This window comes from Micromonospora sp. NPDC092111 (assembly GCF_044755745.1).
Lineage (GTDB): Bacteria > Actinomycetota > Actinomycetes > Mycobacteriales > Micromonosporaceae > Micromonospora.
On record NZ_JBIVRQ010000001.1, the window covers coordinates 632,641 to 646,690 of the forward strand.

The 14,050-nt window shown below is 69.7% G+C and carries 16 protein-coding genes; 3 read left to right on the forward strand and 13 right to left on the reverse strand.

All coding sequences use genetic code 11. From position 1 onward, the window contains the following. Positions 1 to 69: 69 nt before the first annotated feature. Both ACIQG9_RS02575 and ACIQG9_RS02580 read left to right on the forward strand, forming a co-directional pair. A complete protein-coding gene (locus tag ACIQG9_RS02575) occupies positions 70 to 732 on the forward strand; it encodes a MarR family winged helix-turn-helix transcriptional regulator (RefSeq protein WP_400397740.1) in 663 nt (220 codons plus the stop codon). After that, positions 732 to 1,778 carry an alpha/beta fold hydrolase gene (locus tag ACIQG9_RS02580; protein WP_400397742.1) on the forward strand — a complete coding sequence of 349 codons (1,047 nt, stop codon included), beginning with the start codon at positions 732 to 734 and terminating at the stop codon, positions 1,776 to 1,778. The genes ACIQG9_RS02575 and ACIQG9_RS02580 overlap by 1 nt, the downstream gene beginning before the upstream one ends. 177 nt (positions 1,779 to 1,955) lie before the next feature. On the opposite strand, the gene ACIQG9_RS02585 is transcribed toward ACIQG9_RS02580, so the two are convergent. After that, complete coding sequence (locus ACIQG9_RS02585; RefSeq protein ID WP_400397744.1) at positions 1,956 to 2,375, reverse strand: hypothetical protein; 420 nt, start codon at positions 2,373 to 2,375, stop codon at positions 1,956 to 1,958. Positions 2,376 to 2,683: 308 nt separating this feature from the next. Further along, positions 2,684 to 3,298 (reverse strand): hypothetical protein, encoded by a 615-nt coding sequence (locus ACIQG9_RS02590; protein WP_400397746.1) that lies wholly within the window; start codon positions 3,296 to 3,298, stop codon positions 2,684 to 2,686. 98 nt (positions 3,299 to 3,396) lie between these two features. Here ACIQG9_RS02590 and ACIQG9_RS02595 point away from each other — a divergent pair, with 98 nt between their 5' ends. Continuing rightward, complete coding sequence (locus tag ACIQG9_RS02595; protein WP_400397748.1) at positions 3,397 to 4,422, forward strand: GlxA family transcriptional regulator; 1,026 nt, start codon at positions 3,397 to 3,399, stop codon at positions 4,420 to 4,422. A 94-nt stretch (positions 4,423 to 4,516) separates the two neighbouring features. Here the strand turns inward: ACIQG9_RS02595 and ACIQG9_RS02600 are convergent, their stop codons facing one another. The 11 genes from ACIQG9_RS02600 to ACIQG9_RS02650 form a co-directional block, all read right to left on the reverse strand. Beyond that, the gene (locus ACIQG9_RS02600; protein ID WP_400397750.1) at positions 4,517 to 5,155 is read right to left on the reverse strand and encodes a flavin reductase family protein; all 639 of its coding nucleotides are present in this window, start codon (positions 5,153 to 5,155) and stop codon (positions 4,517 to 4,519) included. A gap of 195 nt (positions 5,156 to 5,350) precedes the next feature. Further along, a complete protein-coding gene (locus ACIQG9_RS02605; protein ID WP_400397752.1) occupies positions 5,351 to 6,025 on the reverse strand; it encodes a DUF6891 domain-containing protein in 675 nt (224 codons plus the stop codon). A gap of 68 nt (positions 6,026 to 6,093) precedes the next feature. Further along, on the reverse strand, positions 6,094 to 6,636 hold the full coding sequence (locus tag ACIQG9_RS02610) for a copper resistance protein CopC (RefSeq protein ID WP_400397754.1): 543 nt from the start codon (positions 6,634 to 6,636) through the stop codon (positions 6,094 to 6,096). Then, entirely contained in the window at positions 6,633 to 7,106 is a 474-nt protein-coding gene (locus tag ACIQG9_RS02615) for a hypothetical protein (protein ID WP_400398763.1), read from the reverse strand. The genes ACIQG9_RS02610 and ACIQG9_RS02615 overlap by 4 nt, the downstream gene beginning before the upstream one ends. 210 nt (positions 7,107 to 7,316) lie before the next feature. Further along, a complete protein-coding gene (locus ACIQG9_RS02620; protein ID WP_400397756.1) occupies positions 7,317 to 7,520 on the reverse strand; it encodes a hypothetical protein in 204 nt (67 codons plus the stop codon). Positions 7,521 to 7,535: 15 nt separating this feature from the next. Then, entirely contained in the window at positions 7,536 to 8,471 is a 936-nt protein-coding gene (locus ACIQG9_RS02625) for a hypothetical protein (protein ID WP_400397758.1), read from the reverse strand. A 134-nt stretch (positions 8,472 to 8,605) separates the two neighbouring features. After that, complete coding sequence (locus tag ACIQG9_RS02630; protein ID WP_400397760.1) at positions 8,606 to 9,661, reverse strand: enediyne biosynthesis protein; 1,056 nt, start codon at positions 9,659 to 9,661, stop codon at positions 8,606 to 8,608. Then, entirely contained in the window at positions 9,658 to 11,628 is a 1,971-nt protein-coding gene (locus ACIQG9_RS02635) for a CRTAC1 family protein (RefSeq protein ID WP_400397762.1), read from the reverse strand. Before ACIQG9_RS02635 ends, ACIQG9_RS02630 begins: the two co-directional genes overlap by 4 nt. Before the next feature lie 92 nt (positions 11,629 to 11,720). Next, entirely contained in the window at positions 11,721 to 13,016 is a 1,296-nt protein-coding gene (locus ACIQG9_RS02640; RefSeq protein WP_400398764.1) for a cytochrome P450, read from the reverse strand. A gap of 62 nt (positions 13,017 to 13,078) precedes the next feature. Next, complete coding sequence (locus ACIQG9_RS02645) at positions 13,079 to 13,612, reverse strand: flavin reductase family protein (RefSeq protein WP_400397763.1); 534 nt, start codon at positions 13,610 to 13,612, stop codon at positions 13,079 to 13,081. Continuing rightward, positions 13,609 to 14,049 carry an acyl-CoA thioesterase gene (locus ACIQG9_RS02650; RefSeq protein ID WP_400398765.1) on the reverse strand — a complete coding sequence of 147 codons (441 nt, stop codon included), beginning with the start codon at positions 14,047 to 14,049 and terminating at the stop codon, positions 13,609 to 13,611. Before ACIQG9_RS02650 ends, ACIQG9_RS02645 begins: the two co-directional genes overlap by 4 nt. Position 14,050 lies beyond the last annotated feature (1 nt).

The following is a 14,050-nucleotide window of genomic DNA, read 5'->3' on the forward strand; positions in this document are numbered from 1 at the left end:
CTCGGCGGACACGGCCGGCACGGCGATGGCCGATGACCTGCGGTCACCGGGCCCGCGCAGCGCCCGGCGATGGCCGGCAACCGCAGAAGGTGGGACGAGCTGGCGGCGGCATCGCCGGACGCGGCGTCACCGCTCCGGGAGGAGCGTGTCCGTCCACCGGACGACATCGGCAATGGCCGCAGCAATGGCAATGGCCGTAGCGATGGTCGCAGCATTGGCATTGCCCAGGTTCCCGGCCTCGTCCGCCAGCGGGCCGGAGAGGACGGCAGTTGCGCGGCAACACGCACATTACTTAAGATCTTAAGTGTGATCGAGACAAGCATCGTCCTCCACCGCGTCGTCGCGGCGATGGACCGCGCGGGTGACCGGGTCCTGCGGGAGTCGCTGGGCCTGTCCCACTCCCGCGCTGTCCTGCTGCTGGTGGTCGAACGTCGCGGGCCCTTGTCCCAGGCCGCCCTGGCCGACGAACTGGGCTGCACGCAGCCGGCCGTCACGGCACTGCTCAGTGAGGTGAGCCGGGACGGGCACGTCGAGGTTCGGGTGGACGAGGCGAATCGACGTCGCCGGATCGTGTCATTGACCCCGTCGGGCCGCACCATGGTCGCCGCCGCGATCGCCATTCTCGATCAGCGCTTCACCCAGCTCCTGGCAGCCGCTGGGGTCGACGGAGCAGTCCTGCACGCCCAGCTCACCGCGATCGACCGCGTGATCAACCCGGGAGAGACACACTGATGGTCAACCCGATCGTCGCCATGGTGCGGCGTCCCCACGAGCGGCGGCTCGCGGCCGCACGGCTCGCCGCGAACTCGCCCGACGGCGTCTACGAGGAAGGCTTCCGCGAAGTCGGCGGCATCGACCAATGGGTGACAGTGCGCGGCGACGACCGTGACGCACCCGTGGTGCTCATGGTCCACGGCGGCCCCGGCTCCCCGTACACCCCGTTCAACCCCACGCTCGGCGCCTGGGAGCGCGCGCTCGTCGTCGTCCAGTGGGACCAACGCGGCGGAGGGCACACCTGGATTCGGGCCCACGAACGCGACACGGCGCCACTCACCCTTGACCGTCTCGCCGAGGACGGCATCGACCTCGCCCAGCAGTTGGTGGTCCAGTTCAGGCGCCGCATCCTCCTCGTCGGCAGTTCCGTGGGCAGCCTAACCGGCGCCATCATGGCCAAGCGGCGGCCCGACCTGTTCACGGCCTACGTGGCCGCCAACGTGTATGCCGCCGACAGCCCCCGGGAGAGCCACCGACTCACCCGCGAGGCCGCCGGGCTACGTGGCGACCGTCGCACCCTGTCCCGTCTGGACCGCATCGGCCCAGATCCCGCGAGATGGTCACCCCACGACGCGGAGGCGGTCAGCAAGGCAGCCATCCGGGTCGGCCAGGGTGTCCCGGACATGGTCTACGACCTCATGCTGCCCGCCCTGATGTACGACCCCACCCTCACGATGGCTGACATTCGTGCCGTTGACCGGGGCATCCGTCACTCGCTCAGGGCGCTCCAACCCGAGTACGGGAGGTTCGACTTCGACGCTCTGGGCTGGGACTTCGCCGTCCCCTACGTAGCGATCCATGGCGAGGGCGACCTGGTCAGCCCGCTTGGATCCGCGCGACGGCATGCCGGCCTTGTCCGGTCGCCGTGGACCCGGTTCGTCACCGTACCCACCGTCGGGCACCTCGTCGAGTTCGCTGCGCGCGACCGGTTTCTCGCCGAGTTGCTGGCCGTCGTCGCGTTTGTCGAACACGGAACACCAGGCGTGCCAGGGGCCAACGCCTGATGGCGCACCTCTGCCGCCGGCAGGCATTTCCCCGATCGAGCAGGGCCTCCAGCCGTCGTCACCGGTTGACCCGGCTCGGGCGAGCCGCGACCCGATCACCTACCAGGCTCGACGCAAGCGGCGCACCCACCCGGGCCGGCCGGAAATGTGCACCTCCGGCCGGCCGGGCGGGCGGGCTTATGAACCCGCGATGCCGTGGACGAGGGCACCGCACTTCTCGTCGATGCCGTTCGCCCCCTTCCGTTCGCACACCTCCATCGAGACCCACTTGCCCGCGGGAACGTAGACATTGACCGGCGTGGAGCAGGTGCCGCTGCCGCCGGCGGCATGCCGTTCGATGGTCCCTCCGTCCTGCCACCAGATGTAGCCGACGGCACGGCGGGCGTCCGCCGCCCCGGCGTCGCAGACCTGGAAGGACGAGTACTGCCCGGTGTTGCTCCACGTCGCGAACCCGTAGCCGTTGCTGTAGTCGTCGGAGGACGCGGCATACCAGCTTGACGCCGCCTGGCTGGCGGCCGGGGACGCCACCAGGCCGGTGACCGTGAGCACCATCGCCATCAGCGCGCTCCCGAACCAGCGCGACTTCTTCCGAACCATCCGCACACCTCCATCGATGACGACCGGAACAGTCGTCATCGGCAAGAATCGTCACCGATCATCGACAGGGAAAGGCGTTCGAACGAACCCGAACAACTCCGAACGCCGCGGTGGACGCGGACCGCAACGGCCCGGTGGTGCATCACTTCTTCCAGTTGGCTCGTGACCCGCGTCGTTCCCTGCGTCTCACGGCACTGACGATGCCCGACCGGCGGCGGGGATCCCGGTGCGGATGTCACGGCGGTCGCGCTGGCGAATCCTGACGACGCGGTCCGGCGCGCGGCGCGCTGGCTGTTCGTCGCGATGCCTCAGGGCACAAGAATCAGGATCCCCAGGCCGAGTATCAGGTCCCAGACCCCGCACCACTCGGAGAACGACCGGGCGACGATCTTGTTGGCGCGCCAGTGGACGGCGTCCCAGGCGGCGTGACCGAGCAGTCCGGCGGCGACGACGTAGTGTCCGATGGCGGCGGGCACCAGCAGGGCGGCCAGGCCGAGCGCGATGAACCCGAGTGCGGCCGGTGTTTGCAGCCCGTACAGGCCGGGTCCGCGCAGCCGCCCGCCGATCATGCCCACCGCGATGAGGGCTGCCGCGACGACGGTTAGCGCCGGCACCGGGTCGAGGTCGAGCAACCGCAGGACCACGACCATCGCCACCAACCCGAGCAGCACCGGCCACGTGGCGGGCACCCGGTCGACGACTGCCACGAACAGGTAGCCGGTAGCCGCCAGGACCAGCACGAACGCCAACTCCGTACCATCGCCGAGGTCCCCCAGGCTGATGGCCGCCACGGCGAGCGCCAGCCAGGTCGGCCAGCGGCGGACGGTCACCGACGTGACGCGCCGCCACACGGCCGGCCGGGTCGGGTCCGTGGCGCCGACCGGGTCGGTGACCGTGCCCGGCACGGAAGCAGATCGTGTCATTCCCACACCGTCACCTCGATCGACACGGCACGCCACCATCGCGGTCCGGCAGGTCCGAAACTGTGGAGTACCGGTCCGTTCGGCCTAGGCTTAGATTCGTGGAGGTACGCCCGGTCGCGATCGTCGGCTACGACGGCGCAGAGTTGCTCGACATCGCCTGTGTGACGACGAGCCTCGGCATGGCGAACGTGACCGGCGAGGTGCGAACGCCGTACCAGGTCACGGTGGTCAGCCCGGGGCGGCAGCCGATCACCTGCGGTCCCGGTGTGGTGCTCAACAGCGGCCAGGCGCTCGAACGGCTCACCGGCCCGCTCGACACGTTGATCATCTCAGGCGGCCTCGGTCACCTCCGGGCCGCCGCGAATCCCCTGGTCGTCGCCCATGTCCAGCGGCTGGCAAAGGTCAGCCGGCGGGTGGCGTCGGTCTGCACCGGCGCCACTATTCTGGCGGCCGCCGGACTGCTCGACGGCAAGCGCGCGACGACCCACTGGCGGTTCGCGGACGGGCTCGCGGCCCGGTACCCGCGCGTCGACGTCGACCCGGACCCGATCTACATCCGGGACGGCAAGATCTCGACTGCGGCGGGCGTCACCAGCGCCCTGGACCTGGCACTGGCCTTCGTCGAGGAGGACCACGGTGTCGAACTCGCCCGGATGCTCGCCCGCGACCTGGTGACGTACCTACAGCGCCCCGGCAACCAGGCGCAGATGAGTATGTTCACCACCGGGCCGCCGCCCGCCCACGAGGTGGTCCGGACCGTGGTCGAACACGTGCACGCGAACCTCGACGGTGAACTCGGCGCAACGGCGCTGGCCGGCGTGGCCGGGGTCAGCCCCCGCCACCTCACCCGCCTGTTCCTGACGTACATCGGCCAGACGCCGGGGCGCTTCGTCCGGCACGTCCGCACGGCGGCAGCCGCACGCCTGCTCGTCACTACCTCGTTGCCTCTGCCGGGCGTAGCAGCGCGGTGCGGATTCGGCTCGGCCGAGACGCTCCGCCTGACGTTCCTGGCGCGGTACGGGATTCCCCCCTCGCGGTACCGCAGTGTCCACAAGGGCGCGGGCGGCACGACCCTGGCCACGGATCAGACGGAGGCGACCGGCTCGCCGGCACCGCGCCGATAGCCCGCAACGCTCGTCGTTCACAGACACCGCGACGCGGACGTGACCTTCGCTGGCGTGGTCAGCGGAGAGCATGTCGCGGCATCACCACACCCTCTCAGACCGCTGTCGGCTGGCGCTGGTGCGGCATGTTCCAGCCTTCGGCGAGTCTCGACGGATGGACGTTGTGTCCACCGCCGAAGAACTCGCAGAACTTCATGATCAGCGGGTCCCAGCCGAGCGGGTCCACGTAGTGCGTCCCCGGGATGACCAGCTCTTCCTCGACGTGGGCACGAAGGACCTCGACCTGGAAGGCGGTGGCGTGCGAGGTGGGACTGCCGAAGGGATGGGCCGAGACGACCCGGCACTCCAACTGGACCGGGCATTCCGCGACCCTGGGGGCTCGGACCAGGTCCGATGCCTGCTCGGTCAGCCGTGCGGTCGAGAACTTGTCCGGTTCGTACCGGTAGCCCTGCTTCACCTTGTAGTCCGGCATGGTCGGCTTCCCGGTGGTGAGCGCGATCCGGTCAACAGCATCGACCATCGCCGAGGAGGGGAGGTTGAGCACGCATTCACCATCGCGCAGCAGGTTCGCCGTGGTCTGGGCGTTGTTACCAAGACCGAGCATGCACGACTGGCCCAGCCACCACGCGGAGGACATCGGTGCCAGGTTCGGTGTGCCGTCCTCGTTGAGGGAACTGATCAGCACCACCGGAGTCCCGAAGTACAAGACCTTGAGCCCAGGGACGACGTGCATGTGCGGCACCTTTCGGGGAGTAGCCGACGGACCGACCCGCGACCAGGAACCACGAGCCGGCACCGACTATCTCCTGGCGGGACCACCCTCCGCTGGCGGAAATGAGACGTGACATTCCGGCGGAGTGCAGGCCAGCGCGATGCGGCGGAAACAGGAGCCGCGCGGTGGGTAGTTGTGGCCGGAGACCGCGTGTGATCAGATCATTGAGGCATACCACTGGGCGCCGGTTACCCGGATCCGCCTGGACTGCTTGCGGTTCCACTGCACCCGCATGCCGTACCTGCGGAGCACCGGAAAGACGGTCTCGTCCAATAGCCGTTCCAGGTCGGCCTGGTAGCGGGCCTGCTGTTCGGCCTGCGGCAGGGCGGCATAGGCGGCCTCGTCGAAGTCCGGTTGCGGATAGGCGCCGTAGCCGAGGTAGACCTCGCCGTCCTCACTCGCGAGCAGCGACTCCGTGTCCTGCTGGTGGTACCAGAGGTACCCGTGCCAGTGCCGGGAGTCGTCCCGCTCGTCGTGGATCTCGGCAGCCGCGCAGGTGCCACAGCAACTGAAGTTATCCCTGGCCAGGACGCCAAGCTCATTGAGGTCCGCGAAGGCGCGAGCGAGGTTGCCCCGCACCTCACCCCACTTCTGCTGCTGCTCCCGCCGAGCGGCCAACGCCCGCTCGTACGCCACCCTGAGTTCCTCGTCGGTGGCGCCGTGACGCTGCTCGTCGTCGTCAAGGAAACCTACGAACTCGTCGGCGTCGTCCTCGCCACGCACGACCCAGTCCCAGATCTCGTCCTCGATCTCCCCACGGCCCGGCTCAGCAACCCGGTCGGCCAGGAACCTGACGCCCTCAGGGCGATCGTTGTAGATCCATCCAGTCACGGCGACGATCGTCACACGAGCCTGTGACAGCCAGGGCAGAGCTGGGCCGGTGGCTCGGAACGGCCGGTTCAGCGCACCCGGGGTCGGCGCACCAGGATCCACACCAGGCCGGCCATCAGCGCCAGGTCGATCAGGACGAGCACCAGGGTGCTCGCATCACGCTCCATGTGGTGTCCGCCGTGCGCCGGCCCGGCGGCCTCGACCGGTCCCGCGGTGGTCCCCGCCCCTTGGCCGACCGTGAAGGTGGTGAGCCCGGCGACGGGCCTGCCGTCGCCGAGATCCAGGTGGTAGCCGACCCGGTAGGGGCCGGGCCGGTTGGCCGCGACCGCGACGCTGACCAGGGTGCCGTCCACGACCGGATCGCCGCGGGTGACCTCTTCACCGCCGGGGCCGACCACCGTGATGTGCATGACGCGCGGGTGCGGGGCGGCGTTGAACCGCAGCGCCACCTCGGTGGGAGACACGGTGACCGACGCGCCGTCGGCGGGCTCGACGGCCTGTAGGCGGGCCGGTGCCGTCCCGCCGAAGACGAGGTAGAGCACCAGCAGCGTCAGACCGACGCCGGCGCCACTAAGAAGCAGCCGGCGTCGGTTTGATGGCGCGGAGATCATGCCGGCAGCGGACGGCAGCTACACCTCATGGCGAGCGACTCGGCCCGTGAGGGCCGCAGGTGAAGGTACATGGCAATGACCATCGGCAGGAACACCACCGTGTTGTAGAACAGGTGCAGTTCGACGCGGGGCAGCACCAGTTGCAGGATGCTGGTCGGCACCGCACGGCCGGCCAGGAAGTGCCCGCTCTGCGACTGGATCAGCAGCAGCAGGTGCTCGATGTGGTGCCAGAACTGGATGGCGAGAGCGACCGTCCACCACGTGCGGCTACGGCCGACGAACCCGGGACGCAGCAGGAACAGGAAGACCAGCATCACGATCGCGTAGCCGTAGTGCAGCCATTCCGACTTGATCAGCCACGGGAACGGCATCCCGAGCACGCCGCGGGCCTGCGGGGGTGTCCAGCCCAGCACCCAGATCTGGTACGCCTGGGTGAGGTGCTCGGCCCAGTGCGCCAGGACGATGACCATGAACACGGCGAGGGCGGCCCGGTGATGGCGACCATTGAGCCCCCAGGGGCGGCCGGTCCTGGTGTCCGGCGATGGATCTACGAGGTGGGACACTCCGCCTCCCAAGTGTGACGAACACGCCGTGCTCCAGCCTGCCCGTCACCGGCACGGTCCACCATCTCGAAACGTGCTGTCCTCCACCGGTCCACAGTGGCCGGGCACTTCGCATCGTCACCTCGGGCAGCGGACTTTGCGCATGGTGTTGACAGCGTCGAAGTCGGTCAGCGTGGCCACGTGGGCCGCGGTGTCGGCGACCGACCAGTGCCGGGTCACCCGCCGGTCCGCCGCGGCTGCCTCCACCTGGGCGACGAACCGGTCGCCGGCGGTGGCGACGTCGCGGCGGATCCGCTCCCACTGCCGGACCGACACGTCCATGCCGGGTGCCTCCGCTCAGTTGTAGGGCATCGTCGGGAACCAGCCGTAGCCGAACATCGCGGGCACCCGGACAGTCCAGTAGACGACGGTGAAGACACCCAGGGCAAGCAGCAGCGAGCCGGTGACGGCGAGGGTGCGTGCCGGTCGCGCGGCCAGCCAGCGGATCAGGCCGCCGCGGGTGACGAGGACGACCAGAGCGAACAGGACGGCCACGATCACGATGTTGCCCAACGACTGCAGCACGAAGGCACCGGCGCCGTAGAGCGGGTTGCCGGTATCGGCGGCCCATTGGAAGAGCTTGTGGAACAACGGGTACGGCCTGCCGATCAGGAAGGCGCCCACCAGCATGCCGAGCACGAACACCCGGGCGAACGGACGGCGGGCGAACGGATCCCGGACCGTGCCGAGAGCGGCGAGTCCGAGATAGACGAACGCGAGACCGATCACTCCGAAGACCACGACGGACTGCAGGAGTCGCACGGGCATGCCCCCGGCCGTCGTCGCCGTCGAGAGCTGCGGCAGCGAGTCGCCGAGCAGGACGCCGACGAACCCGTAGACGGCGGCGACCACGACCATCCCCACGGTGAGCAGGCCCAGCGGCCGGAGCATGAAGCGCAGGCCGTCCGCCGGGGTGCCCCCGGCACCGGCGTGGGTCATCGGCCCGATCGAGGCGGCCATGGCGATGTTGCAGGCCGTGAACGTGCCCGCGAGCCCCGAGATGAAGGCGAACAGCAGTCCCGCCGCGGTGCCGCCGATCGCGGTCGCCTTGGCGTCGTGGCCCAGCAGGGTGTTGGCGACGTTGTCGCCGATCGTCTTGTCGACGAACTCGTACGACCAGAGCAGGGACAGCACGATGCCGGCGAGAACACTGCCGGCGATCAGCCGGCCGGCCCGGCCGGATCGGGCCGGGGCCTCCGGGGTCGGCGTGGCCGGTTGGTGGGTAGCGGTCATGACAGCCTCATCTCACGAGCTGCGACGGTGGGGTGGACAGTGATGTCGGGTCCGCGAAACCAGCCGGACCGTCCTCCTGACCGCGGTGATCCGCAGGATCGGAGGACGGACCGGCTGGCTTTCGGCGGCGGGGATCAGCGGGCGATCGGTAGGTCGACCGCCGCGGGTGGCGGCACCGGCCGCACCGCGGTGCGCTCGCCACGCCGCGCCAGCAGCCACTTGACCCACCAGAACAGGCCCCGGGTCAGGCACACGATCGTGACCGCGAAGAACAGCGTGTAGACCACGTTGAAGAGCATCAGGGCGCCGTACACCATGGCCACCGAAGAGCCGAACATGAACTGGTTGCGTGGTTTGGCGGGGGTGGTGCCCGGGTCGGTGATCATGTAGTTGGTGAACAGCACGAACGCCACCCCGGTCATGATGCTCAGCGCCGACCAGAGCTGCACGTCCCAGACGTAGTGCCGGATCAGCGCCTGGATGACGAAGCCGCCGACCCAGCCCACGATCAGCGCGACCTTCTTCGTGAGCATCGCGTTGAGGATGGTGCCCGCGGTGAGGATCACCATCGGGATGAACATCCGGAAGACGTCCGGGACGTTCTCCGTGAAGTGGTACGGCGGCGCCACGTTGACCCACGAGAACGTCAGCAGCGCGACCGTGATGCCGAAGTTCGAGGGGTTCATGAAGTGCCGCATGCGCCCGTTGATCGGGGCCTGCAGGACGGCCTTCTGCCCGATGGCCACCACCACGGCGAAGGCGATCGGCCAGAACATGTCGTTGGCGTAGAGCAGCATGTTCGCGGCGAGCGCGGTGATGTGGGTCGGCAGCAGGAACGTGTAGACACCCCACGCACCGTTGCCGCTGTAGGCCGGCCGTCGGCCCAGGGACCGGGCCGAGACCGCCTCGATCGCCAGCTCCACGGTGTACCCGATCGCCAGGGCGAACAGCGGCCAGGTCCAGGGCTGCTCGAACCCGAGGATCGTGTAACCGAGCACGTTGAGGATGGACATCGAGATGGCGAAGTTCCGCAGGGCAAGGTAGCGGGGATCACGCTTGTCCACCCGGGGTACGGGCGGTCGCGGATCGACGCCGGCGAGTGCCCGGTCCGGGCCGGCGCCGTTGTGGGCCGCGTCGGCGGCCTCGACCGTGGTGGTCCCGTCTTCCGGGGCGCGTCTGACGTCCGTCATGACTTGGTCAGCTCCTGGGCTCGGTCGGTGAGCATGAGGTCGTGCCACCCGGCGGAGAGGGACAGGGTCTGCTGGTGCGCGGCGCCGGTGAGATCGCGCCAGCTCAGCTCGACGGTGACGGGTGTGGCGCCCTGGGCACCCAGCCCGAAGAACACGTCGAAGCTGCGCTTGCCCGAGTGCCCGCCACCGCCGTCGAGCTGGGCGAGCTGGGTCCGGCCGTCCGCCGTGGTCACCCGCGCCTGTGCGCCGTACGCCGGGGTGCCGGCGTCGCCCGGCTGGGCGGCGCCGAGCGCGGGCCGGTGCAGCCGCAACCCGAGGAAGTCGCCGATCTCCGTCTTGGTGTTCTTGTAGAAGGCCGGTGGCCCCCACTGCCGTGCCACCGCGAAGTCCTGGCGGCCGTCGCCGTCGATGTCTCCCACGGCGACCCCCCGCGTCGGGGTCCGGTCGTCGAGCCCGAGTTGCGGGCTCAGATCGACGTAGCGGCCGTTGCCCTCCGGCGCCCAGAACGCCAGCGCGTTGGAGCCGGCGATGTCGTCGCCCGGCTTCGCGTTGGGCCACATGTCCGGCTCGCGCAGCATCAGGTCATTGCTGGCAGCCAGCTCCTGGAGCCAGTTGAACCGGTTGATCGTGCCCTTGACGAAGCCGCAGGACTGCACCACGACGAGCCGGCCGCTGTTGTCGAAGTCGGCCATCTTCGCGTCCCAGCCCCAGCCGACCCAGGCGAGATTCTTCGCCGAGGCCTTGTTCTCGAACGGAGCGATGCCCTTGGTGAGCCGGTCCCGCGCCTCCTGAGGGTTCGCGGCGGTGTTCTGCCAGACGAAGTTGCTCTCCTCCAGCCCCCACGACTCGGTGATGTTGCTGACGAAGGCGTCGAACCGGCCACTGCCCCCCAGATCGGCGAAGTCGACGGACATCCCCTTGAACGAGTCGTGCCCCATGACCAACGACTTGGGGTCCAGTGGGCCGCGGCGGCCCTCGGCCAGGCTGAACTTGATGCGGCCGGGCACCGACACGTTGTGGAAGAAGCGGTCGTTACCGAAGTCGTTGGCGAGGTACAGCTCGGGCAGCAGGTCGCCGTCGAGGTCGGCGGAGGCCGAGGCGAGGGTCCACCCGGTGGCGAACCGGGGGTCGATCGCGGGCTGCACCTCGTAGGTGACACTCGGCTCGGCACCGCTGGTGGCCCCGGTCCACCGCAGGATGTGCGCCCCACCCGCGTTCTGCGCGCGGGACATCGAGTGGTTCATCTGCACGTTGGGTCGGCCCTGCGGGTCGAGCACCTGGGAGTCCGGGAAGTAGTTGAAGACGCCGATGTCGGGTCGGCCGTCGCCGTCGAAGTCGGCGACCGCGGTCGCGTTGGTGTTCCACAGCGGCCCGCGGTAGAGGCCGTCGGTGGTCTGCTGCTGCGGGATCAGCTCGACCGGGTGGTACGACGCCAGGCTCAGCCCCTGGGCGTCGCCCTTCTGCAGGAACACGACGGGCGTCCGACCCCAGTAGATGACCAGCAGATCCATCCGGCCGTCGACGTTGAAGTCGCCCGGCGTGCACCCCATCGGCGCGATCGCCGGCCCCATCGGCAGCGGCGCCGGGTCCAGCACGAACGGCGGATAGTCGGCGCCGCCGCCGGGCGCGGGGGTGACGACGACGCTGTCGCTGCGCGGGTCGACAAGGCACAGGTCGTTGGCTCCGCCCTGCCCGTCGAGGTCGTTGAGCGCCACCCCGGCGCCGACCGACGAGATCCAGGAACGGATGTGCTCGTACTTCGGGTTCACGGTGCGAACCGTGCGCTCCGGCAGCCCTGGCGGGAGCGTGATGGGCAGTTCGGTGAACGCGAACCGCGCTGCCATCGCCTGCCGGTCCGCCGCGGATGCGGACGGCAGCCGCGAGACCGCGAACAGCCCCGCGACGAGTACCAGGACGAAGACGGCGGGAATGAGCCGGCGTAGCGGACCCACTGGTTTCGGTGGCAACGGTCCCCCTCGGGTGGCGCCCGTCCCGGCGAGGACGGGCTTCGTGTGGTGCGGTCATGGGTGACGGCGGTCTGCGGTCACCCGGTGGTCGTTCAGTCGGCCGAGCTCACGGTCATCGGCATGCCACCGCGCATGCGCAGCGACAACATCGGTTCCGGGACGACCTGGTGCGTGGCGACCTTCGTGAGCGTCAGGTCCCGGGTCAGCATCGCGAGGACGAAGGCGGCTTCCATCAGGCCGAGGTGGTTGCCGACGCAGAATCGCGGTCCCGCGCCGAACGGGATGTAGGCGTATCGCGGCCGGTCGGTGGCCCGGACCGGGTCGAAGCGCTCCGGGTCGAAGTGTTCCGGGCGGTCCCAGAAGCCCGGATGACGGTGCAGCGTGTAGGGGCAGATCAGCACGTCGGCGCCGGCCGGTACGCGGTACCCGCCGACCAGGTCCTCGGCGAGTGCCTTACGGGGCAGGATCCACACCGGCGGGTACAGCCGGACCACCTCGTCGATGACCATCGCCGTGTACCGGAGCCGGCCCAGGTCGTCGAAGGTCGGCAGCCGGTCGCCGAGCACCGCGATCGCCTCCTCCCGCAGCCGGTGGCGTACCTCGGGATGTTTGTCGATCAGGTAGAGCGCCCAGCTCAGCGTGCTGGCGGTGGTCTCGTGGCCGGCGAGCAGCAGCGTCACGAGTTCGTCCCGCAGCCGCTGCCGGCCGACCCGGGGGTCGGGCTCGGCCCGGGCGGACACGATGAGCCGCGACAGCACGTCGTCGCGGTCACCGGAGTGGGCCCCGCGCTCGTCGACGAGCTGGTCGACGATCGTCTGCAGGCGGCGACGGGCACGCCGGAACCGCAGTTGACGCGGCAGCGGCACCCAGGGCGGCACGGCGCTCAACGACGCCAGCTCGAACATGGCCTGGTCCTGCACCACGGCGAAGTCGCGGCCGATCGACGGGAACCGGCTGAGGTCGGTGTCGAGCAGGGTGCGCCCGAGCACGCCGAGGGTCAGGCCGGTCATCTCGTGGAGCACGTCCACCGGGCCGTCCCGGCCGAGCGTCCGCAGCCGGTCGACGAGGGCGGCTGCCTCCTCGGCGACGACGCCGGCCTGCTCGGCGATGCGCCGACTCTGGAACGCCGGCTGCACCACCTTGCGCTGTTTGCGCCACAGCTCGCCCTCGCTGGTGAGCAGCCCGTCGCCGAGCGCCCGGCGGGCATGCACCAGACCGATACCTTTGTGGTAGTTGGCCGCATTGTCGGCGAGCACATGCTTGGCGTGGCCGGGGTGGTTGAAGAAGTAGAGCTTCTTCGGTCCGACCGGTAGCCGTGCGGCGTCGCCGTAGCGGGCCGCCGAGGAGGTCATCATGCCGAGCCGGTCGCGGCCCATCATGATCAGCATGCTGACGGCGGCGGCCCGCGACGGCCCGTTCAGCGACGACGACGGCGGGCGGACGGCCGCGGTCACGACGTCACCACGGCGGACGACGCCAGGTCGAGCCGGCGGAACTGGCCGCCGAGGAAGACCAGGGCGTCGCCGTCGCCGTACCGGCGCATGCCCCGCGGACGGCCCAGGAAGATCGTGTGGTCTCCCCCGTCGTACGACCGCCAGAGCTCGCACTCGATGTGGGCGACAGCCCCGGCGAGCAACGGCGCGTCCGTCCGCCCGCCCGGCCGCCAGTCGGCGAACTCGAACTGTTCCTGTCCCAGCGGACGGCGCCGGTCGGCGTAGTAGCGCGCCACCGCCTCCTGATCGGAGGCCAGCACGGAGATGCCGAAGGTGCCGGTACGGCTGAGCACCTGGTGCATGAGGGCGTCCCGGCCGACGCACACCAGGATCAGCGGTGGATCGAGCGACACGGCGTTGAACGAGTTCGCGGTCATGGCGTGCGGCGCGTCCCCGCCGACACTGACCACCGTGACGCCGGTGGCGAAGGTCCCGTAGACGCGACGCATCTGCGCCGGGTCGGACACCTCTTCGGTATCGAAGGACGTCATCGCCGGACCCCGACGGCGGCGTAGGGCTCCAGGGCGTTCCCGAGCGCCTCCGGAACCCTGGCGGGTACGGTCCGGTTGTTCGGGCCACGCATGCAGGCGACGCGCTGGGTCCCCCGGGCGACGAGGGTCTCGCCGGCCGGGCCGATCCGCACGTAGTCGAATCCGAACTCGAGTTGCGTCTGGGCCAGTTCGATCAGCCGCATCCGGACGGCGATCTCGTCGAACGCGGTGAGTTCGGCGAAGAACTCGCAGTCGACCTTGAGCGTGAAGAGCTTGAGGTCGGCCTGCAGGTCGGCGAGGACGGCCGGTGCCCGGTCCTTGAGGAACATCTCCCGGCACCGGCCCTGCCACCGCAGGTAGTTGACGTAGTAGACGTTGCCGACCATGTTCGTTTCCTCGAACCCGACGGTGTGCCGCAGTTCGTAGTAGCTCTCCATG